This window comes from Aggregatibacter kilianii (assembly GCF_003129965.1).
GTDB lineage: Bacteria > Pseudomonadota > Gammaproteobacteria > Enterobacterales > Pasteurellaceae > Aggregatibacter > Aggregatibacter kilianii_A.
In genome coordinates this window covers 64,726-84,547 of the sequence record NZ_NRCJ01000009.1, presented here as the reverse complement: position 1 = coordinate 84,547, position 19,822 = coordinate 64,726, and the positions used below count along the sequence as shown (strand labels likewise).

The 19,822-nt window shown below is 47.6% G+C and carries 24 protein-coding genes; 14 read left to right on the top strand and 10 right to left on the bottom strand.

All coding sequences use genetic code 11. The features are described from left to right. Window positions 1–6 precede the first annotated feature (6 nt). From rpsK to rplQ, 4 genes are read left to right on the top strand one after another with little or no spacing between them, the layout of a single operon-like run. Window positions 7–396: a 30S ribosomal protein S11 gene (gene rpsK / locus DK430_RS08290; protein WP_005543603.1), complete on the top strand. Its 390-nt coding sequence runs from the start codon at window positions 7–9 to the stop codon at window positions 394–396. Between the two features lie 29 nt (window positions 397–425). Beyond that, on the top strand, window positions 426–1,046 hold the full coding sequence (rpsD, locus tag DK430_RS08285) for a 30S ribosomal protein S4 (RefSeq protein ID WP_109078609.1): 621 nt from the start codon (window positions 426–428) through the stop codon (window positions 1,044–1,046). Between the two features lie 28 nt (window positions 1,047–1,074). Continuing rightward, window positions 1,075–2,064 (top strand): DNA-directed RNA polymerase subunit alpha, encoded by a 990-nt coding sequence (locus DK430_RS08280; protein ID WP_109078608.1) that lies wholly within the window; start codon window positions 1,075–1,077, stop codon window positions 2,062–2,064. A gap of 41 nt (window positions 2,065–2,105) precedes the next feature. After that, on the top strand, window positions 2,106–2,495 hold the full coding sequence (gene rplQ / locus DK430_RS08275; protein WP_109078607.1) for a 50S ribosomal protein L17: 390 nt from the start codon (window positions 2,106–2,108) through the stop codon (window positions 2,493–2,495). 149 nt (window positions 2,496–2,644) lie between these two features. Here rplQ and yedF read toward each other — a convergent pair whose 3' ends face one another. From yedF to DK430_RS08245, 5 genes are all read right to left on the bottom strand, one after another. After that, entirely contained in the window at window positions 2,645–2,914 is a 270-nt protein-coding gene (gene yedF, locus DK430_RS08270; RefSeq protein ID WP_005696304.1) for a sulfurtransferase-like selenium metabolism protein YedF, read from the bottom strand. A 52-nt stretch (window positions 2,915–2,966) separates the two neighbouring features. Continuing rightward, the gene (gene yedE / locus DK430_RS08265) at window positions 2,967–4,178 is read right to left on the bottom strand and encodes a selenium metabolism membrane protein YedE/FdhT (protein WP_109078606.1); all 1,212 of its coding nucleotides are present in this window, start codon (window positions 4,176–4,178) and stop codon (window positions 2,967–2,969) included. A 306-nt stretch (window positions 4,179–4,484) separates the two neighbouring features. Next, complete coding sequence (locus DK430_RS08255; RefSeq protein ID WP_109078604.1) at window positions 4,485–5,327, bottom strand: patatin-like phospholipase family protein; 843 nt, start codon at window positions 5,325–5,327, stop codon at window positions 4,485–4,487. Next, window positions 5,328–6,215, bottom strand: a complete 888-nt coding sequence (gene ygfZ, locus DK430_RS08250) for a CAF17-like 4Fe-4S cluster assembly/insertion protein YgfZ (protein WP_109078603.1) — start codon at window positions 6,213–6,215, stop codon at window positions 5,328–5,330. A gap of 27 nt (window positions 6,216–6,242) precedes the next feature. Beyond that, complete coding sequence (locus DK430_RS08245) at window positions 6,243–7,106, bottom strand: YicC/YloC family endoribonuclease (RefSeq protein WP_109078602.1); 864 nt, start codon at window positions 7,104–7,106, stop codon at window positions 6,243–6,245. Window positions 7,107–7,223: 117 nt separating this feature from the next. On the opposite strand from DK430_RS08245, the gene rph reads away from it, so the two are divergent. The 10 genes from rph (at window position 7,224) to DK430_RS08195 (ending at window position 15,582) form a co-directional block, all read left to right on the top strand. Beyond that, window positions 7,224–7,940 carry a ribonuclease PH gene (gene rph / locus DK430_RS08240; RefSeq protein WP_109078601.1) on the top strand — a complete coding sequence of 239 codons (717 nt, stop codon included), beginning with the start codon at window positions 7,224–7,226 and terminating at the stop codon, window positions 7,938–7,940. 10 nt (window positions 7,941–7,950) lie between these two features. Next, window positions 7,951–8,595 (top strand): orotate phosphoribosyltransferase, encoded by a 645-nt coding sequence (gene pyrE / locus DK430_RS08235; RefSeq protein ID WP_109078600.1) that lies wholly within the window; start codon window positions 7,951–7,953, stop codon window positions 8,593–8,595. A gap of 107 nt (window positions 8,596–8,702) precedes the next feature. Beyond that, entirely contained in the window at window positions 8,703–9,581 is an 879-nt protein-coding gene (djlA, locus tag DK430_RS08230) for a co-chaperone DjlA (protein WP_109078599.1), read from the top strand. 3 nt (window positions 9,582–9,584) lie between these two features. Then, window positions 9,585–10,523, top strand: a complete 939-nt coding sequence (dusC, locus tag DK430_RS08225) for a tRNA dihydrouridine(16) synthase DusC (protein WP_109078598.1) — start codon at window positions 9,585–9,587, stop codon at window positions 10,521–10,523. 150 nt (window positions 10,524–10,673) lie between these two features. Further along, entirely contained in the window at window positions 10,674–11,663 is a 990-nt protein-coding gene (gene darH / locus DK430_RS08220; protein WP_109078597.1) for a BtrH-related acyltransferase DarH, read from the top strand. Beyond that, window positions 11,660–12,382: an ABC transporter ATP-binding protein gene (locus DK430_RS08215; RefSeq protein ID WP_109078596.1), complete on the top strand. Its 723-nt coding sequence runs from the start codon at window positions 11,660–11,662 to the stop codon at window positions 12,380–12,382. The genes darH and DK430_RS08215 overlap by 4 nt, the downstream gene beginning before the upstream one ends. Continuing rightward, the gene (locus tag DK430_RS08210; RefSeq protein WP_109078595.1) at window positions 12,376–13,617 is read left to right on the top strand and encodes an ABC transporter permease; all 1,242 of its coding nucleotides are present in this window, start codon (window positions 12,376–12,378) and stop codon (window positions 13,615–13,617) included. Before DK430_RS08215 ends, DK430_RS08210 begins: the two co-directional genes overlap by 7 nt. Window positions 13,618–13,727: 110 nt before the next feature. Further along, the gene (locus DK430_RS08205; RefSeq protein WP_109078594.1) at window positions 13,728–14,015 is read left to right on the top strand and encodes an acyl carrier protein; all 288 of its coding nucleotides are present in this window, start codon (window positions 13,728–13,730) and stop codon (window positions 14,013–14,015) included. Then, the gene (locus DK430_RS08200) at window positions 14,015–15,001 is read left to right on the top strand and encodes a beta-ketoacyl synthase N-terminal-like domain-containing protein (protein WP_109078593.1); all 987 of its coding nucleotides are present in this window, start codon (window positions 14,015–14,017) and stop codon (window positions 14,999–15,001) included. The genes DK430_RS08205 and DK430_RS08200 overlap by 1 nt, the downstream gene beginning before the upstream one ends. Further along, window positions 14,998–15,582, top strand: a complete 585-nt coding sequence (locus tag DK430_RS08195; RefSeq protein ID WP_109078592.1) for a hypothetical protein — start codon at window positions 14,998–15,000, stop codon at window positions 15,580–15,582. The genes DK430_RS08200 and DK430_RS08195 overlap by 4 nt, the downstream gene beginning before the upstream one ends. 36 nt (window positions 15,583–15,618) lie before the next feature. On the opposite strand, the gene DK430_RS08190 is transcribed toward DK430_RS08195, so the two are convergent. Genes DK430_RS08190 through DK430_RS08170 form a run of 5 tightly spaced genes read right to left on the bottom strand, consistent with a single transcriptional unit; the run spans window position 15,619 to window position 19,808 of the window. Continuing rightward, window positions 15,619–16,863 (bottom strand): beta-ketoacyl-ACP synthase, encoded by a 1,245-nt coding sequence (locus DK430_RS08190; protein ID WP_109078591.1) that lies wholly within the window; start codon window positions 16,861–16,863, stop codon window positions 15,619–15,621. Window positions 16,864–16,884: 21 nt separating this feature from the next. Next, the gene (fabG, locus tag DK430_RS08185) at window positions 16,885–17,613 is read right to left on the bottom strand and encodes a 3-oxoacyl-ACP reductase FabG (protein ID WP_109078590.1); all 729 of its coding nucleotides are present in this window, start codon (window positions 17,611–17,613) and stop codon (window positions 16,885–16,887) included. Window positions 17,614–17,661: 48 nt separating this feature from the next. Further along, window positions 17,662–18,105, bottom strand: coding sequence for a hotdog family protein (locus DK430_RS08180; protein WP_109078589.1), 444 nt, complete (start codon window positions 18,103–18,105; stop codon window positions 17,662–17,664). Beyond that, window positions 18,098–19,321: a beta-ketoacyl-ACP synthase gene (locus DK430_RS08175; protein WP_109078588.1), complete on the bottom strand. Its 1,224-nt coding sequence runs from the start codon at window positions 19,319–19,321 to the stop codon at window positions 18,098–18,100. The genes DK430_RS08180 and DK430_RS08175 overlap by 8 nt, the downstream gene beginning before the upstream one ends. A gap of 7 nt (window positions 19,322–19,328) precedes the next feature. After that, window positions 19,329–19,808, bottom strand: coding sequence for a hypothetical protein (locus DK430_RS08170; RefSeq protein ID WP_109078649.1), 480 nt, complete (start codon window positions 19,806–19,808; stop codon window positions 19,329–19,331). Between the last annotated feature and the right edge of the window lie 14 nt (window positions 19,809–19,822).

Here is a 19,822-nt window from a genome sequence, read left to right as displayed (position 1 = left end):
ATTAAGATGGCAAAAACACCAGTTCGTGCACGTAAACGTGTAAAAAAACAAGTTGTAGATGGCGTTGCACACATTCACGCATCTTTCAATAATACAATCGTTACTATAACTGATCGCCAAGGTAATGCCTTAGCTTGGGCTACAGCAGGTGGTTCAGGTTTCCGTGGTTCTCGTAAATCAACCCCGTTTGCTGCACAGGTTGCTGCTGAGCGTTGTGCTGAAATCGTAAAAGAATTCGGCTTAAAGAACTTGGAAGTTATGGTAAAAGGACCTGGTCCTGGTCGTGAGTCAACTATTCGTGCGTTAAATGCGGCAGGTTTCCGTATCACGAATATTACTGATGTGACTCCGATTCCTCATAACGGTTGTCGTCCACCGAAAAAACGTCGTGTTTAATGACGTTATAGGATAGTTGGAGAAAGAAAATGGCAAGATATTTGGGTCCTAAACTCAAGCTAAGCCGCCGTGAAGGTACTGATTTATTTCTTAAATCAGGCGTTCGTGCGATTGATTCAAAATGTAAGATTGATACCGCACCTGGTCAACATGGTGCTCGTAAACCACGCTTATCTGACTATGGTAGTCAGTTGCGTGAAAAGCAAAAAGTTCGCCGTATGTACGGTATTTTAGAACGTCAATTCCGCAATTACTACAAAGAAGCAAATCGATTAAAGGGAAATACTGGTGAAAATTTATTAGTATTGCTTGAGGGTCGGTTGGATAATGTGGTTTATCGTATGGGATTTGCAGCAACTCGTGCTGAAGCTCGCCAATTAGTGAGTCATAAAGCTATTGTTGTTAATGGTCGTGTGGTAAATATTCCATCTTTCCAGGTTTCAGTTGATGATGTAGTTGCTGTTCGTGAAAAATCTAAAAAACAAGCACGCATTAAAGCATCATTAGAGTTAGCAGAACAAAAAGAAAAACCAACTTGGTTAGAGGTTGATACTGCTAAAATGGAGGGTGTATTTAAACGTGTTCCTGAACGTTCTGATTTATCAGCAGACATTAATGAACATCTGATCGTTGAGCTTTATTCTAAATAATAGAGCTTAGAAGCAAAGAGAGGATAAAATGCAGGGTTCTGTTACAGAATTTTTAAAGCCACGTTTAGTTGATATTGAGCAAATTAGCTCTACGCAAGCTAAAGTGATCTTAGAGCCTTTAGAGCGTGGTTTCGGTCATACTCTAGGAAATGCGTTACGTCGAATTCTTTTATCTTCAATGCCGGGTTGTGCTGTTACTGAAGTAGAGATCGATGGTGTACTGCATGAATATAGTAGTAAAGAGGGTGTACAAGAGGATATTCTTGAAGTGCTTTTAAACCTAAAAGGGTTAGCTGTAAAGGTGCAAAATAAGGATGATGTTCTTCTAACACTTAGTAAGTCTGGAATTGGCCCTGTTGTTGCTGCAGATATTACCCATGATGGTGATGTCGAAATTGTAAACCCTGAGCATGTGATTTGCCACTTAACTGATGAAAACGCGTCTATTAATATGCGTATTCGAGTGCAACGTGGTAGAGGATACGTGCCAGCATCAGCTCGTACTCAAAATCAAGATGATGATCGTCCAATAGGTCGCTTATTAGTAGATGCTTGTTATAGCCCGATTGACCGTATTGCTTATAATGTTGAGGCAGCACGTGTTGAGCAACGTACCGATTTAGATAAATTGGTTATTGAGCTAGAGACAAATGGTACTATTGACCCAGAGGAAGCAATTCGTCGTGCAGCAACAATTTTAGCAGAGCAACTTGATGCATTCGTTGATTTGCGTGATGTTCGTCAACCTGAAATTAAGGAAGAGAAGCCTGAATTCGATCCGATTCTGCTTCGTCCTGTGGATGATTTAGAGTTGACAGTTCGTTCTGCTAACTGTTTAAAAGCAGAAACAATTCACTATATCGGTGATTTAGTTCAACGTACAGAGGTTGAGTTACTAAAAACACCTAATTTAGGTAAGAAGTCTCTTACTGAAATTAAGGATGTACTTGCCTCACGAGGCTTATCACTAGGTATGCGCCTTGAAAATTGGCCTCCAGCAAGTATTGCTGAAGACTAGTTTGGTCGTAGGTTAAAGATTTTTCTGAGAAGGATAAGGTTATGCGCCATCGTAAGAGTGGTCGTCAACTAAACCGTAATAGCAGTCATCGTCAAGCGATGTTCCGTAATATGGCAAGTTCTTTAATTGGTCATGAGATCATTAAAACTACTTTGCCTAAAGCAAAAGAATTACGTCGAGTAGTTGAGCCGTTAATTACTTTAGCAAAAGTGGATAGCGTGGCAAATCGTCGCCTAGCTTTTGCTCGTACACGCAACACAGAAACAGTTGCTAAATTATTTAATGAATTAGGTCCACGTTTTGCACAACGTGCTGGTGGTTACACCCGCATCTTAAAATGTGGTTTCCGTGCAGGTGACAATGCTCCAATGGCTTACATTGAGTTAGTAGATCGCCCGGAAGTTTCTAGTGAAGAAACTACAGCGGAATAAAACAAGTCATTAATGATATAAAGGCTGAATAATATTTTATTCAGCCTTTTTTTATTTTAATTCCTTAAATAATCCTTCAAGCCGATTTTTATATAAAATAAAGCCCGTATCAGACGGGCTTTTTATCTTATCAAGATTAACTTAGCGCTTTAGCGCTGAATCAAATAGCGCAACTTGGTGCCGTCTTGTTCTACGCTTAATAAGGTGTAGCCGTGGTTTTTGGTGTCCACAGGGATGTTGTTGATGGACTGCGCACAGTCGCTTAGTAATTCGAGGATTTCGCCTTTTTGTAGCTGCGGCATGGTTTCCAGCATCACGATTGCCGGGTATGGGCAAGGTTCGCCGAGAGTGTCTAAGGTGTAATCCGGAGTGATGTCTTTCGGATCTTTATCTAATTTTTGTACAACGGTAAATGCCATAGTGTGTTTTCCTTCTGTGAGATAAAAAATAACGTAAAATCGGACCGCACTTTTACGCCCGTGCAACGGCGGCGATTTTGGCTTTTGCTTTGGCAAGGAAGCGTTTTTCCCACCAAATCACGGCGATTAAGCAGAGAATCAATAAACCGTAGTTCACCAATAGCCCGCCGACCGCACCGAATTCTTTCAATAAGTTGAGCTTTTCGTAGTCGAGCGCCAGTGCCGGAGCCAAGTCGTCCCAGGCGTACGCTAAATAGGTGGAACCGATAACGTTGCCCACGCCGACCCACATGAAATGCACTTGCCCTTCCATCGAGCGATACATCCAGCCGGTTTCGCAGCCACCCGCCAACACGATGCCGAAGCCGAACAATAAACCGCCGATAATGGCGTTCGGACCCGCCCACATGATTTTAGGCGCGACGCCTAATTGAATATAACTGAATACGCCGATAGTGCCGGCAAGAATGCCGAAAATAATGGCTTTCGCCATATAAGCGCGACCGGTTACCCAAAGATCGCGGAAGGCGGAAGTAAAGCAGATTTGCGCCCGTTCGATCAGTAGTCCGAAGGCCAAGCCGCACAGCATAGCGAAGCCGAGTTTGACGGATTGGGTCATGACGTAAAGGGACGCGATAAGATAGGCGAAGAACACCACTATGCCGATCCAGAAACGGCGTTGCGCTTTTTTCGGATCGGTTTCCTGCAATTTCGCCGCGCCTTTTTTCAATTCCAATTTTACTCGGAACATCGGTAGCAAGGTGACTTTCACGCCGACGTAAGTGCCGAGGGCGGTGGCGAGGGTGAAAAACCAGGCGTGCACGGAGAATTGCGGGATCCCGGTGAACAGCGAGGCAAGGTTACAACCCATCGCTAAACGCGCGCCGAAACCCGCCAGCGCGCCGCCGATGAGCGCTTGTGCGATACGGCGTTTATGCGGTTGATTGCGCCATTTCACGTTGTTCGCCCACAGCGCGGCGGAAATACAACCGGCGAACATACCTAGAATCATCACGCCGTCGATACGGGTGAAAATCGTGCCTTGCATACCGATAATTTTGTAATAACTCCAATCGGACACATCCACGCCGAGGGCTTGTAACGCGTGTCCGCCCCAGCGGGTAAATTCCCCTGTGACAGCCCAATAAGTGCCGGTCACACCAAAATAATAAGCCGAGATCAAACCCGCCGCGATGACGGCGACAACCGGATTCCAATATTTCACCAAATATTGTTGTTTGAACTGTTGTAAAGCTTCGTTCATTTTCTAATCCTTTGAATTTGAAAGAAAGTTTTACAAGGAAGGTATAACAATGAGAAAAGGTTCAAAAGAAGGCTTTGTCATTTCCTATACACAAACTTGCGATATAACTGAAATACAAATTGAATTTGCGCGGTTAGTGTAAAAAATTTGCCCCGCTTCTGCAATAAGACTTTGGGGTTAAACTGATTTAGCGCAAAAAGTGCGGTCACAAAAAACAACGTTTTTTGAACGTTGGCTTTGCCAACGGCCCCATCGGGGCGAACAATCGAACTTGATTCGATTGTGAGTAATTTTTTCAAGTGTTTCTTAATCTGCCAAATAGGCTTTTAGATCTTTCATTACATACTGCGCATCGCTCACGCCTAAGTCATACATGGCTTGCACTTTGTGGACGTCTTTTTCAAGGCGTTGAATCGGAAGTGTGATAGAAGGTCGAATGACGAAGATTTTGCCTTGTTCGTTAAGGTGAATGATTTCTTCTACGGCGCGATTGTATTCGGCGTGACGGTTGGTGAGGCGTTCCACCAGTTTCGGATAGCGGCGATAAAAGGCTTTGAACAGCAGCGGATTGGTGGGCGTTTTACGGTAATCCAGCGGGCGGGTGAGAACTACGATGATTTTGTCGTAGCCCAGCTGTTGACAGAAATGTAACGAAATGCTGTCCGCAATGCCGCCGTCTAAGTATTTTTTGCCGTCAATTTCCACCATTTTGGACACGAAAGGCATGGCGGAAGTGGCGCGCAAGGTTTCCATTTGTTCAAACGCGTTGTGGATTTTCACATATTCCGCCTCGCCGCTTTCTACGTTGGTGAGCACCGTATAAAAATCAATGCCGGAGCGGGCGAATTTATCCTGATCGAACACGTCCAGTTCAAAAGGCAACTGATAAAAGGCGAAATCTTTGTTGACGATATTGCCCGTGGTGAACAGGCTGTGGAAGCCCATGTAGCGTTTGTCGTTCAGGTATTTTTTGTTGTAACGCAGTACGCGCCCTTTTTGTTTGGACGGAAAATTCACGCCGAACAAGGCGCCGGCGGACACGCTGACGATGCCGTCAATTTTAATTTGTTCGTCCAGAAACACGTCCAACACGCCGGCGGTGAACATCCCGCGCATGGCGCCGCCTTCTAATACCAATCCGACTTTCATTTAGCTTAACTCATAGGGTAAAGGTTGCATGTCTAACAAGGTTTGGCTGCCAGGCAAGCGGAAGATCTGCCCTTCTTCCAACGGCGTATTTAACACTGCCTGCAACCATAAAACGCCGCCAAAATTGACCGCACTTGTGATGCTGCCGGTGGCGCGCCAGTTGTCGCCGAGCGCCATTTCTAAGGCAGAACCGAGTTCCGGCAGCGCCTCCGTTTGTGCCGCAAAAATAAACAGAGCGCGTTTATTGGCGCTACGATATTTGGCGCGCGCCACGGTTTCCTGCCCGATATAACAGCCTTTGTGGAAGGAAATTGCCTGCTCAATACTTTGTAAATTTAACGCCTGCGGAATGAATTGTAATTGGGTCGCCGCCGCCAAGCTCGGCACACCGTCCTGAATATCCAACACATCCCACGCCTGCGCTTCGGCGGTCGGTTCAACGGCTAACTTGGTCGGATGCAATAAAATGATGCGCGGTTGTCGATCGTTCACTTCAACGCGAATTTGTGCGGAAATCTGACCGCACTTTTCAATGCCTTCTGTGCCTGCAACGCCGAGAATTTGCCAATCCAGCGGAGTGAAGGTGACTTTGGAAAATACCGCATATTTTTTCAGTTGATCCAACGCCGAAGGCAATAATTCGCGTTTCAGCAACATATAAAATAAGTGTTCGTCCTGACGAATCAAGCGGAACAAGGCGCTCATTTTGCCCTTCGGATCGCAATGGGCGCAAAGGGTGGATTGCCCCGCTGCCAATTTGGTCACATCGCAGGTGAGTTGCCCCTGCAAATATTTTTCCGCATCGGCGCCAGCGATTTCAATCAGCGCATAATGTTCGAGCGGGCAGATAATGTCGTCCTGTTGTGCCGTTAAAAGTGAATATGCCATCGTACTTTCCTTAAAAATATCAATAAATTACTCAAGATTTTGAATTTGTTCGCGCATTTGCTCGATGAGCACTTTCAGCTCAATGGCGGAATTGGTCACCTCCACGTTAATGGATTTGGACGCCAGCGTGTTGGATTCGCGGTTCAGTTCCTGCATCATGAAATCCAGTTTGCGCCCCACCGCGCCGCCTTTGCGCAGAATGTTTTGGGTTTCTTTCACATGTAACTGTAACCGATCCAGCTCTTCCGCTACATCAATGCGTTGCGCCAGCATGATGAGTTCCTGCTCCAAGCGTTGCGGATCGGGTTGCAGTTGAATTTCTTCAAAGCGTTGTAACATACGTTCGCGCTGCCATTGTAAAATCTCCGGCATTTTCGACCGCACTTTTTCCTGTTCCGCGTGAATGGCGTCCAAGCGTTGAGTCAGCAACGCATGGATTTTTTCCCCTTCGCGCTGACGCATGGCGATAAATTCGCCCACCACCTGCTCAAACGCCGCCAATAAATCTTGACTGATTAAATCCACGTCCTGCTCCGGCACTTCCACCACGCCCGGGTAGCGCAACACGTCGGTTAAATTCAATTCGCCTTCACCCGCCTGTTGTTTCAGCCACTGCAGGGATTGCAACACTTGGTTGGCGAGTTCTTGATTGATGTGTAATTCGGCGGCAGTTTGTTTTTTGTTGTCAATGCGCAATGTGCATTCGATTTTGCCACGGGTGAGCTTTTGACGCAGGGTTTCGCGTAGGGTATTTTCCAAACTGCGGAATTGTTCCGGCAGACGGAAAAAGGTTTCCAGATAACGTTGATTGACCGAGCGAATTTCCCACACCGCATTGCCCCACTCTTTTTTGATTTCCAAACTGGCGAATGCCGTCATGCTATAAATCATAATAATTCCTTCATTTTTATCCCGTAAAATTGCGCTCTATTGTACTGCCAAATTTCGTTTCTGTCAGTTTGCGTGCTAAAATGGCGCGGTTTTTTACAGCTTAACGAGGAATTTTTCATGCGTCCGAATCAACGTGCCAACAACCAACCCCGCCCGATTAATATCACCCGTCATTATACTAAACACGCAGAAGGTTCCGTGTTGGTGGAGTTCGGCGACACCAAGGTGTTGTGCACCGCCACTGTGGAAGAAAGCGTGCCGCGCTTTTTGAAAGGGCAGGGACAAGGTTGGGTCACGGCGGAATACGGCATGTTGCCGCGTTCCACCCACAGCCGTATGCAACGTGAAGCGGCGAAGGGCAAACAAGGCGGACGCACGTTGGAAATTCAACGTTTAATTGCCCGTTCCTTGCGCGCCATGGTGGATTTGGAAGCCCTCGGCGAACGTTGCATTACGCTGGATTGCGATGTGATCCAAGCGGACGGCGGCACGCGCACCGCGTCCATTACCGGTGCCTGCGTGGCATTATGCGATGCGTTGAACGGTCTGGTGGCAAACGGCACGTTGGCGAAAAATCCGCTGAAAGGCTTGGTGGCGGCGATTTCCGTCGGTATCGTGAACGGCGAAGCGGTGTGCGATTTGGAATATGTGGAAGATTCCGCCGCCGAAACGGACATGAACGTGGTGATGATGGAAGACGGTCGCATGATTGAAGTGCAGGGCACGGCGGAAGGTGAGCCGTTCAGCCATGAGGAATTGTTAACCTTATTGGATCTTGCCAAACAAGGTTGCGGTATCATTTTCCAAACCCAACGCGCCGCGCTGGCAGAATAAAGGATGCAAAATGGAAAACTACAAACAACAGTTTATTGAATTCGCCCTTGCCCGTCAGGTGTTGAAATTTGGCGAATTTACTTTGAAATCCGGACGGATCAGCCCTTATTTCTTTAATGCCGGGTTGTTTAACCAAGGCGCGGATCTTGCCCGTTTAGGCGAATTTTATGCCGCCGCCCTGCAAGATGCCGGTTTGCAATATGACGTGATTTTCGGCCCGGCGTACAAAGGCATTCCTATCGCTACCACGGTGTCTATTGCCTTATTTAACCGCTTCAACATAAATAAACCGGTGTGTTTTAACCGCAAAGAAGCCAAAGATCACGGCGAAGGCGGCAATTTAATCGGCAGTCCGTTGCGCGGCAAGGTGCTGTTGGTGGACGATGTGATCACCGCCGGCACGGCAATTCGCGAATCCATGCAGCTTATTCAGGCAAACGGCGCGCATTTGAGCGCGGTGTTGATCGCGTTAAATCGTCAGGAGCGCGGCAACGGCGAGCTTTCCGCCATTCAGGAAGTGGAGCGCGACTACCAATGCAACGTGCTATCCATTATTGATTTCGCCGATTTGATGGCGTTCATCGAAACCCAACCGGAATATCAACAATATTTGCCGGCAATGCGCGCCTATCGCGAGCAATACGGCATTAAATAAAAAGAAAGTGTGGTCGTATTTCACGACGTTTTTTAAGTCGTCTTTGGGGTTCGTCTTTGAAATTCACCAAAAAAATCCACCGCACTTTTTAACCCAACGGAGCAACAATGAATTTTATCGGAAAATTTTTAGGCGCCCTGATCGGCTTTCGGTTAGGCGGGTTTTTCGGCATGTTGGCGGGGATTTTTCTCGGTCACCTCGCCGACAAAAAACTGTATGAACTGGGCACGGTAAATTCTTCTTTCTTCAAAAACAAAACCACCCGCCAGTTGCTGTTTATGCAAACCACCTTTGCGGTGCTCGGACATATCAGCAAAGCCAAAGGACGTGTGACGGAAAGCGATATTCAGCTAGCCAATCATTTAATGAATCAGCTACAACTGGACGATGCCGGTCGTCGCTTGGCGCAGGAGGCGTTTAATCGCGGAAAGCAGGCGGATTTTCCGATTCGTCAGGTGATTCGCGAATTTCGTATCGGTTGCGGACAGCGTGCGGATTTGTTGCGTATGTTCCTGCATGTGCAAATTCAGGCGGCATTTTCCGATGATCATTTGCACGACAATGAAAAAGAGTTGCTGTTCGTGGTGGCGGAAGAACTTGGTTTGTCCCGCTTCCAGTTTGAACAGATGCTGGCGATGGAAATGGCGGCGCGTCAATTCAGTCGTGGCGGTTATTATCAACAGGGTGGCTACCGGCAAGGTTCTTACCAACAAAGCGGCGGTTATCAATACAACGATTATCAACAACATTCTCGCAGCCAATCTTCCGGTCCGACGCTGGATGATGCCTACAAAGTGTTAGGCGTGAATGCCAATGACGATCAAAATACGGTGAAACGGGCGTATCGTCGCCTGATGAACGAACATCACCCGGACAAACTGGTGGCGAAAGGTTTGCCGCCGGAAATGATGGAAATGGCGAAAGAAAAAGCGCAGCAAATTCAAGCAGCATACGATTTGATTTGCAAAGCCAAAGGTTGGAAATAACCGTTGCGCGTTATTTTAGCCCCGATGCAGGGCGTGCTTGATCCTTTCGTGCGCCTGTTATTAACGGAAGTGAACGACTACGATTTGTGCATTTCCGAATTCGTGCGCGTGGTGGATCAACGCCTTCCGCCGAAAGTGTTTTATCGCCTTTGTCCCGAATTACAACAGCAGGGCTTCACACCAAGCGGCACGCCGGTGCGCGTGCAACTGCTCGGACAACATCCGCAATGGCTCGCGGAAAATGCCGACCTTGCCATTCAACTGGGTTCCCATGGGATTGATTTAAATTGCGGTTGCCCGTCCAAAACCGTCAACGGTAGCAATGGCGGCGCTTCCTTATTAAAACAGCCGGAACTGATCTATCAAGCCACCAAAGCTATTCGTCAAGCCGTCCCTCAACATCACGCTGTCAGCGTTAAAGTGCGCTTAGGCTGGGATTCTACCGATTTCGCTTACGACATTGCCGACGCAGTGCAACAAGGCGGCGCCACCGAAATTGCCATTCACGGACGCACCAAAACCGACGGTTACCGCGCCGAACGTATCAACTGGCAAAAAATCGGCGAAATCCGCCGAAAACTCCATATTCCCGTCATCGCCAACGGTGAAATTTGGCGTTGGGAAGACGGGCAAAAATGCCGTGACATCACCGGCTGTGAGGCTCTGATGGTCGGTCGCGGCGCGCTCAATATCCCTAATTTAAGTCACGTATTAAAACACAACGACGCGCCGTTAAGCTGGGCGGAAATTATGCCGATCCTGCGTAAATACGCTGCGCTGGAAAACCGCCACGACAGCGGCTTTTATCATGTAGCGCGTATTAAGCAATGGTTGCAGTATTTGAAGTGCGAGTATGTGGAGGCTACAGGCTTGTTTGAGGTGGTAAAACGCTGCGATGACGGGGTGGAGTTAAAAAGGCTTTTGGATTCTTATTGTGGTTAAATTATTTTTCTTCAAATGATGCCTATCTACTGTATAAAATATAGTCTTTACTCAACTTACCAAAAAAAGTTTGATAAAATTTTCTTACTTCATTGTGAAACCGATATTGATTAAATGTGTTTTAATCTATTAACAATAGATATTAAATAGATGAAAAATTTCCACCACCAACACACTGCCCATTGCGAAAGCGGCGTCATGTCCACCCTGTTAAAATCGCACGGCGTGGATTTTAACGAAGCCATGGTTTTTGGCTTGGCGTCGGCGTTGACTTTTGTTTATATTCCGTTGGTCAAAGTCAACGGGTTGCCGCTGATTTCTTACCGTATGCCGCCGCGTTCGATTATCAAAACCTTGTCGAAGCTGCTAAAAGTGCGGTTAAAAATACAGAAGTTTCGCTCGCCACAAGCAGGGCAACAGGCACTGGATCAAGCGCTTGCCGACGATAAATTGGTCGGTTTGCAAACCTCGGTTTTCTGGTTGCCTTATTTCCCGCCTGAAATGCGTTTTCATTTTAATGCGCACAATTTAATTGTGTATGGCAAAGAGCAAAACGATTATCTGATTAGCGATCCCGTGTTTGAAAGCGTGCAACGTTGCGCTGCAGAAGATCTGCAACGTGCACGCTTCGCGAAAGGGGCATTAGCAGCAAAAGGCTTGATGTATTATTTTGAAAATCAGCCTAACCTCACAGAAATTGATTTACCTAAATTGGTTCGTCAAGCCGTTCGCAAAAATGCCAAACAAATGCTCGCGCCGTTATTTTTCGTCGGTGTAAACGGCATCCGCACGGTGGCAAAACAGATTGAAAAATTAGCCAACCACAAATCAGACAAATACAAGCGGTTATATTTAGGGCATATTGTGCGAATGCAAGAAGAAATCGGCACAGGCGGCGCAGGGTTCCGTTATTTGTATGCCTATTTTCTCGAACAAACCGCTGAAATTTGCCAAGAACCAAAATATAAACAAGCTTCTATCCAAATGACAGAAATCGGTGATATGTGGCGACAATTTGCCAATTTATGCGTGAAACAATGCAAAAAGCCAACGGAGAAAGGTTATAAAGTGGTGGCGGATTATTTGCGGGAGATTGCGGATAAAGAGAAACAATTATGGCGGGCTTTGTGTAAATCATGATAAAAATCCAAAACATTCAACACCGCTATCCCAACGCCGAAAAAAATGCTCTTAACGCGGTCAATTTTGATATTCAATCGGCATCCACTATTGGCTTACTCGGCCCTAACGGCGCAGGTAAAACTACGCTGATGTCTTTGCTTGCAGGGCTTCAACAGGTACAGCAGGGGGAGATTTATTTTGACGGTGTGCCTTGCGCAAAATTAAGTAAAAAGCAACGCCATCAAATTTCATTGGTACCGCAGGATTTTGCTTTTTATCCATTGCTGACGGTGTGGGAAAACCTCAAATTTTTCGCCGCACTTTATGAGGTGAAAGACAAAAATTATCTGCAAGCCTTGCTGGAACAGGTGGATTTAACGGTGCATAAAAACAAACTCGCAAAACATTTATCAGGTGGGCTGAAACGCCGTCTAAATTTTGCCATAGGTTTGATTAATCGCCCGAAAGTGATTTTTTTAGATGAAATCACGGTAGGCATTGATCCGCAATCCCGCCAATTTATTTTGGATAGCGTGAAAGCCTTGAAACAACAGGGAGTGACGGTAATTTATACTTCCCATTATCTACAAGAAATCGAGCAGTTATGCGATAAATTGGTGTTACTGAATGAGGGCGAATTGATTTATCAGGGATCGGTACAAGGCATTTTACAAGAAGGGCAAAGCTTGGAGCGTTTTTATTTGGACTTCTTAAATAAGGCGGGTAAAACGTGTTAATTGCTTCGATTTTCAAAGAACTTCGGCTATTAAGTCGCGATCTGCACGGTGTCGCCGTATTATTTATCATGCCGATTTTGTTCATGCTGATTATGTCAGCGGCGTTGAGCAACGATAATGCCTTAAGCAATCGCTCGGAAATTGTACTACTGAGTGAAAAAAATGCGCTTAACGATGCGTTTTTAGACGCGCTCAAAAATGAAAAACTTGCCGTTCGCCAAGCGTCGCCGGAAGAACTGGCGCAATACCAACAGGCGTTACAAGCCGGGAAATTCGATTTGCTGATCTTTAATCCGAACAAAAAACAGACCGCACTTTCCGAAGAACAAAACCTGCAGCTTTGGTTGAATCCGAGCGTGGATCGCAGTTGGTTGTTGGGTGTGAAAGGCGTATTGCAAAAGCATTATTCCAAACTCCGTGTGAACGACTATTTGGCAGACAATCACATCACGTTAGAAAACAATAAACGCAAGCAAATCAAAGAGATTCAAAATAAAGTCAATAAAGAACTGGATAGCAAGTTCGCCCAAATTAACGATTATCTGGCAAAAGATTTATGGCAGGAAATTTATGTGAATCGGCAGGGGAAATCGGTTTCCAAGCCGAATTCCGTGCAACACAGTGTGCCCGCCTGGCTGATTTTCGGGATGTTCTTTATCATGATTCCTCTTTCCAATGTCATGGCGATGGAACGACAAACCAACACGCTTACCCGTCTGCGCATGGCACGCGCCTCCGCATGGAGCCAGATTGTTGCCAAATTGATTCCGTATTTCCTCATCAACCAACTGCAATTTATCGGCATGGTGGCGCTCGGTTATTTCGTGTTACCTGCGCTGGATATGCCGGCGTTTGGGTTAACGGGCGACTGGTTGCCTTATTTTGTGCTTTCAAGCGCCGTTAGCCTTGCCGCCTTGGGTTACGGCTTGCTGGTGAGCGTGGTGGCGCGCACCACCGAACATGCCGTGGTGTTGGGCGGCGGCGGCATTATCATTATGGCGGCAATCGGTGGTATCATGGTGCCCGTTTATGTGATGCCGGAAATCATGCAAACCGTGGCGCAATTTTCCCCGATGGGGTGGGCATTAAGCGGTTTTCAGAATTTGTTATTAAATCATTACGATCTCGGTCAAATTGTCAATTCCTTGTGGAAATTGACCGCTTTTGGTGCAGTGACATTAGGTTTAGCAGCAATGATTTATCAGCGGCAATTAACCACGCAGGCAAGATTTTAACTTATTGTTTTAACACATTAATCATGTATTGTAGGGGCGGGTCCTGTGCCCGCCCGAAATTATCAATGGAGCACGGGCGGGCACAGGACCCGCCCCTACAGATAATTAATATGTATCAATTTACTCTAGAACCAGAAAAACTCGAATACGAACTCAAAAAACTCATCGTGCAAGAAACGGAAAAAGACGAATTTGACCCGACGGAAATCAGCGATGACGAATGGCTTTTCGGCGAACAAAGCCGCATTCAGTTGGATTCTTTAGATGCTTTACAGGTTGTCGTGGCGTTGCAGGCTCATTTCGGCGTGCGTTTGCAGGGCGATCGCATGGTGCGTAAACACATGATGAACGTGCGCGATCTTGCCGCCTTTATCCGCGAACAGCACCAAAAAGTCTGATGAATATTTATCTCAACGCTGCCTCCGCCAAGTTTGCCGATAGTTTAGGGCAACGTACCTCCAATATGTTGGGGCAACCGCTCCGTTTTCCTTACTTCAATGCTTTTAAGGAGCCTTTGCTTTCCCTTGAGCAGCTTTATGCGTATTTTGATGTGGAAATCGACCGCACTTTACAGCAGGCGGGCTGGAATAAAAGGGAGTTGAAGCAGATCCCGATTCTGCTCGGTTCCACCGCTTATGTTATCAGCGATTGCGAAGCCCGTCTGGCGCACAATCTCCCATTGCCGGAAGAACATAGTCTGGCGGTGATTGCCGATGATTTGCGTGCCCGTTATCAAACGGACGTGTTCAGTTTCGCCACCTCTTGCACCTCCTCCGCACAAGCGATGGGGTATGCCTATAAAATGCTGAAAAGCGGAATGTATGAAAAAGCCTTGGTCATCGGCTTTGAAATGTTTAATCGTCTGACGTTCGAGCATTTTCAGGCGATGAATTTATTATCACAGGAAGCGCAATATTCGCCTTTAACCCATTCAACTGGCATTGTGCTGGGTGAAGGTATCGGCTGTGTGGCGTTATCTACCCACCCGAATTCGAAATTGTCTTGCGAAATAGTGGGCGTCACGACGCTAACCGATAACGAAAATCTCACCAACAGCAGTGAATCAGCGTTGCGTGAACTCATCAATGAATGTTTGAATAAAACGAATTTAACACCCGCCGACATTGAAGGTGTGAAAATCCATGGCGTCGGCGGCAACAGCGACGAAATGGAGCAACGGGTTTTACAAGAAATTTTCCCTCATGCACAATGGCTTTCCATGAAAGCCCAAACGGGGCACACCCTCGGCACAAGCGGTGCGCTTGAAAGCGCCATTTTATTCAATCAATTGAAAACCGAAGCACAAAAGTGCGGTCGTTTTTTAAATTATTTTTTAGGTTTCGGAGGCAGTCACATTGCGTGGGTGCTTGAGGCGAATAAATGACGTACTTTATCCGACAAATCCATCAGTTCACCAGTAATGATATGGACGACAAAAGCTTGCGCCAACAACTCAAAGTACATGGCGTAGATGCCCGCCGTTTAAGTCGCTTCACCCAACTTGCCTTGCTTGGCGCATTGCCGCTCAAACCGTATCTGACGGAGAAAAGTGGTATTTACCTAGGCGCGCCGTTCAATTCACCAAGTAAATTCGACAAAATGTTCCGCCAGCTTACGGAACAAAACCTGCCAAGCCCGTTGGATTTTATGGCGAATATAAATAACGCGGCGACCTTTCAACTGGCGCAAACCTTGCAAATCCGTGGTAATTCGCTGTTTTTACCGGTAAACCAGCACACTCTTTGGCAACCATTGCAACTGGCGCTATTGGATTTAGAACAGGATGCGATGCCGTCCGCGCTGGTCGGTTGGGTGATGGAAGCAGACAACGGGCAACAAGAAGGCGCGTGCTTTTGGGTCGTGTCGAAGGAAGCCGAAAGTGCGGTCAAAATACCGAATGTTTTGCCGCAAGGTGAGGATGTGCAAGGAATGGATTTTTTGACTATTGTGCAAAGAGCAGTCTAATGGGAATTGGTCGGGCGCAGGACCCGACCTGACTAATTACCCCCGCCACCGCTTAAAAATCAACGAGGTGTTCACGCCGCCGAAGGCGAAGTTGTTATTCATCACATAATCCGTATCAATATGTCGCCCGTCGCCTTGGATGTAATCCAGTTTGCCGCAACGCTCGTCGATATTATCCAGATTGATGGTCGGCGCAAACCAGCCGTCGCGCATCATTTCAATGGAAAACCAAGATTCCAATGCGCCGCACGCACCGAGCGTGTGCCCTAAATAACTTTTTTGTGAACTTAACGGCACATTGCCGAACACGGCTTCCGTGGCGAGGGTTTCGGCAATGTCGCCTTGTTCCGTTGCGGTGCCGTGCCCGTTGACATAGCCAATTTTTTCTGGCGATAAGTTAGCATCTTTCAGTGCCAATTCCATACAACGCTGCATCGTATCTTTTTGCGGGCGGGTAACGTGTGCGCCGTCACTGTTGGCGCCATAGCCTATTACTTCGGCGATAATATTCGCGCCGCGAGCAAGAGCGTGTTCGAGTTCTTCTAATATGAACATTCCTGCCCCTTCGCCAATCACCAAGCCATCACGATTTTTATCATAAGGGCGTGGCGTTTGCTTTGGATTTTCTACGTTGCGACTTGCCGCATAAAGTGAGTCGAAAACATAGACTTCCGACGGGCAAAATTCCTCGGCGCCACCGGCTAACATCATCGGAATTAAGCCGTATTTGATGGATTCATAAGCATAGCCGATGCCCTGACTGCCCGAGGAACAGGCGCTGGACGTCGGGATAATACGCCCCGTTAAACCGAAGAAAATACCGATGTTGGCAGCGGTGGTATGCGGCATCATGCGCACGTAAGTATTGGCGTTAAAACCGTCGGATTTTCCGGTCATCAACAGTTCGGCGGCATCTTTGATGTCGTTGGTGGAGCCGGTGGATGAACCGCACGCCACGCCCATTCTGCCGTCTTTGAGATACGCCGGAATATTGCCGTTTTCATCCAACAAATTCGCATTTGCCAACGCCCGTTCAGCGGCCTCCACGGCAAATTGTGAGACCCGCCCGAGACTGCGTAATTGCTTGCGGTTCCAGTGTGTAGGCGGCTGATAATCGTGAATTTCCGCACCTAAACGGGCTTCCAATTCGGGGTAGCGTTCCACCCAATCTTCTTTTGCTAACACGGCATTTTGTTTGCGTTGAAATGCGGCTTTAATTTCTTGCCACTCTTTGCCAAAGGCAGTCACAGCACCAATGCCGGTGACGACAACTCGTTTCATTTTATGTTTCTCTTCGATTATTTAGCACAAACCGCCATTCACGGCGATCACTTGGCGGGTGATGTACGCGGCTTTTTCATCCATCAGGAAATTCACGGCGTGCGCCACTTCTTCGGGATCGCCCATGCGCGCCGCCGGGATCATTTTCAGGATTTCATCAATGGGCACATTTTCATCCAGGATGTCCGTATCAATTAAGCCCGGCGCCACGCAGTTCACAGTGATTTTGCGTTTTGCCAATTCCACCGCAAGGGCTTTTGCCGCACCGATAATGCCCGCTTTGGACGCACTGTAATTGACCTGTCCGCGATTGCCGATTAAACCCGATACGGAAGTAATACAGACAATGCGTCCCGCTTTGCGACGACGAATCATCGGCATCATAATCGGGTGAAGCACATTGTAAAAACCATCCAGATTGGTGCGTAACACCTGATCCCAATCCTCATCCGTTAAAGCAGGAAAGGCATTATCACGGGTTAAACCGGCATTCAGCACCACGCCGTAATATGCGCCATGTTCTTCCACATCGGCGAGTAATTTTGTGGCAGCTTCTTCACGATTGCTCACATCAAATTGCAACACTCTTGCATGTTGTCCTAAATTTCTGACCGCTTGTGCGACTTCTTCGGCTTCTTCAATACGACTGCGGCAATGCACCACAATATCAAATCCCGCCTGCGCCAAACGCAAAGCGATGGCTTTGCCGATGCCTCGGCTGGAACCTGTGATTAAAACTGTTTCGCTCATATGATTTCCTTAGTTCGGGTAAAAGTGCGGTGTGTTTTGGCGATGAATTTACACCTGCGGTCTGAATACGTTTAATGCGCCTTCCACAACCACTTGTTGGTTGGCGGCATCAATCAATTGGCAATCAAATACGCCGAAGCCTGTGGCATCTTCAATGGAAAGTTTGATGTGAATGCATAATTTGCTGCCGATGGCAATTTCCGGCTGATGAATACTGAGTTTGCGCGAGCCGATCCAATAGCCTAAGCCGATAGGCTTGCCGGCACGTACGCATTTGCAACCTGCCCAAGCGGCGACCCCTTGCGCCATGATTTCTGCACCGAGAAAGCTTGGTAAGGTATTTTCTTTCACCAGCAAATTATCGGGGCGTACTTCCGCTTCGGCGACTAAAAAATCCTCGCCGAAATCCGTCACCCGATCCAATAAAATCATGTTGCCGCTATGTGGCACGAGCGGGGCGATGTCGGTAATCGGACAAGTTAAATCAAGCATTCTGTTCTCCTAAAATCAGCACTGTGTTATTTCCGCCGAAAGCAAAAGAACTGCTTGCACCGATACGCGGTTCGTCGCGCCAATGGCTGTGTTCGTCCGTAATGGCAACCTTCGGTAACGCCGGATCCGCCTGTTTATCCCATAATTGGGCGGGTAGTTGTCCTTGCGGGTTTAACCTGCGGTCAATCATGCCCCATAAAATTGCGGCTTCTACCGCACCCGCTGCGCCGAGAGTGTGCCCGGTGTAAGGTTTGGTGGTGGTGCATGGGGTGTTATCGCCGAATACTTGATGTACCGCCAAGGTTTCCATTTGATCATTATGTACCGTTCCCGTGCCGTGTAAATTGATCCAGCCGATAGCGTCGGCATTTAAGTTTGCAGAATTCAACGCGGCACGAAAAGCACTAATGGCGCCTTCGCCTTCAGGGTGCGGGGAGGACATATGGTAGGCGTCGCTGCTTGCACCGTAACCTAATAATTGAATATCGCTATCGTCCAATTTTTCACGGGTCATCACGAAAACCGCCGCACCTTCGCCAAGATTAATCCCGTCACGATTCACGGAAAGCGGGTTGGAACGTTTATCGGACAATACGGATAAGGCGCCGAAGCCACTGATCGTTAGCGGGGAAAGCTCATCTACGCCGCCGCAAATCACAGCATCGCATAATCCGGCATTTAACAAACGCGCTGCGCTAATCAATGCCTTGGCGCCGGAGGTACAAGCGGTAGAAATGCCGTAGCTCAATCCTTGCAAGCCGTATTGGTAGGCGATGAAATCGGAAGGGGCGCAAAAATATTGTTGCTGTTGTTTGAACGCTGCGCCCGACCAATCGTTATGGCTGACGGCATATTTAAACACCGGTACGTTTTCATCCACGCCGGTGGTGGATGTGCCGATGACAACGGCAATACGTTGACGACCAAAACGCGCAATCGCCTGTTGGATTTGTTCTTCAATTTGTGCCAAACAATGCCACAGAAGCTGATTATTGCGGCTTTGATGTATCGCCGGCAAGTCCGCCGGAAACGGGCGCAAGGGCAGGTTCACTTCACCGAATACCCGAGCTTTGCCTTCGGTGTGATACATTTTAAATGCCGAATCGGACAAGGCTAGCGGGGAATCGTCGGCTGCCAGTAAACGCCGAACGTGCGTTTCAATGCTTTCGCCCAAGCTCGTCAAAACGGCAGGTTTGCTTAAATAAAGTGCGGTCATTTTTTCCTTAATTTAATTCTTCAATACGCCAGCGGCTGTCATCCGCCAGGTCAATGTCAATGCGTTGTGGGCGGGAGGTAATCCGCCACACTTTTTTATTGTGAATGAAATAATCCTTGCCTTGCTCAACAGGCTGAATATGGCTAAAAGTAAACAACGGCTGTTGCGGATTCAACGCTGTTGCCAGGGCGGAAAACAACTGACGCGCCTGTTGATTCGGCATAATAAACCCGTCGTTCTGCCAGCCTTGCTGCGTTAGAATCACGCGTGCCAGAGGGGCTCCCAGCGGATCCGTTTGCACCCAGCGCCATTGCTGCGGTTCCGTTTGCAAGGTTAGCAAACTGGCTTGTTGTAACTGATGTTGCGCATTGAGCTGTTCCACTTTGAACACGCGCACTGCCTGTTGTTGTGGCGGTAATTGCGTCACCTGCGGCAACGAGTGACAGGCGGTCAGCCAAAAACAGCACAATAACGCAACGTATTTCAACATATTAAAACGCA

Coding starts and splice junctions, on each gene's coding strand:
- rpsK (WP_005543603.1), top strand. CDS start 7: ATGGCAAAAACACCAGTTCGTGCACGTAAACGTGTAAAAAAACAAGTT.
- rpsD (WP_109078609.1), top strand. CDS start 426: ATGGCAAGATATTTGGGTCCTAAACTCAAGCTAAGCCGCCGTGAAGGT.
- DK430_RS08280 (WP_109078608.1), top strand. CDS start 1,075: ATGCAGGGTTCTGTTACAGAATTTTTAAAGCCACGTTTAGTTGATATT.
- rplQ (WP_109078607.1), top strand. CDS start 2,106: ATGCGCCATCGTAAGAGTGGTCGTCAACTAAACCGTAATAGCAGTCAT.
- yedF (WP_005696304.1), bottom strand. CDS start 2,914: ATGGCATTTACCGTTGTACAAAAATTAGATAAAGATCCGAAAGACATC.
- yedE (WP_109078606.1), bottom strand. CDS start 4,178: ATGAACGAAGCTTTACAACAGTTCAAACAACAATATTTGGTGAAATAT.
- DK430_RS08255 (WP_109078604.1), bottom strand. CDS start 5,327: ATGAAAGTCGGATTGGTATTAGAAGGCGGCGCCATGCGCGGGATGTTC.
- ygfZ (WP_109078603.1), bottom strand. CDS start 6,215: ATGGCATATTCACTTTTAACGGCACAACAGGACGACATTATCTGCCCG.
- DK430_RS08245 (WP_109078602.1), bottom strand. CDS start 7,106: ATGATTTATAGCATGACGGCATTCGCCAGTTTGGAAATCAAAAAAGAG.
- rph (WP_109078601.1), top strand. CDS start 7,224: ATGCGTCCGAATCAACGTGCCAACAACCAACCCCGCCCGATTAATATC.
- pyrE (WP_109078600.1), top strand. CDS start 7,951: ATGGAAAACTACAAACAACAGTTTATTGAATTCGCCCTTGCCCGTCAG.
- djlA (WP_109078599.1), top strand. CDS start 8,703: ATGAATTTTATCGGAAAATTTTTAGGCGCCCTGATCGGCTTTCGGTTA.
- darH (WP_109078597.1), top strand. CDS start 10,674: ATGAAAAATTTCCACCACCAACACACTGCCCATTGCGAAAGCGGCGTC.
- DK430_RS08215 (WP_109078596.1), top strand. CDS start 11,660: ATGATAAAAATCCAAAACATTCAACACCGCTATCCCAACGCCGAAAAA.
- DK430_RS08205 (WP_109078594.1), top strand. CDS start 13,728: ATGTATCAATTTACTCTAGAACCAGAAAAACTCGAATACGAACTCAAA.
- DK430_RS08200 (WP_109078593.1), top strand. CDS start 14,015: ATGAATATTTATCTCAACGCTGCCTCCGCCAAGTTTGCCGATAGTTTA.
- DK430_RS08195 (WP_109078592.1), top strand. CDS start 14,998: ATGACGTACTTTATCCGACAAATCCATCAGTTCACCAGTAATGATATG.
- DK430_RS08190 (WP_109078591.1), bottom strand. CDS start 16,863: ATGAAACGAGTTGTCGTCACCGGCATTGGTGCTGTGACTGCCTTTGGC.
- fabG (WP_109078590.1), bottom strand. CDS start 17,613: ATGAGCGAAACAGTTTTAATCACAGGTTCCAGCCGAGGCATCGGCAAA.
- DK430_RS08180 (WP_109078589.1), bottom strand. CDS start 18,105: ATGCTTGATTTAACTTGTCCGATTACCGACATCGCCCCGCTCGTGCCA.
- DK430_RS08175 (WP_109078588.1), bottom strand. CDS start 19,321: ATGACCGCACTTTATTTAAGCAAACCTGCCGTTTTGACGAGCTTGGGC.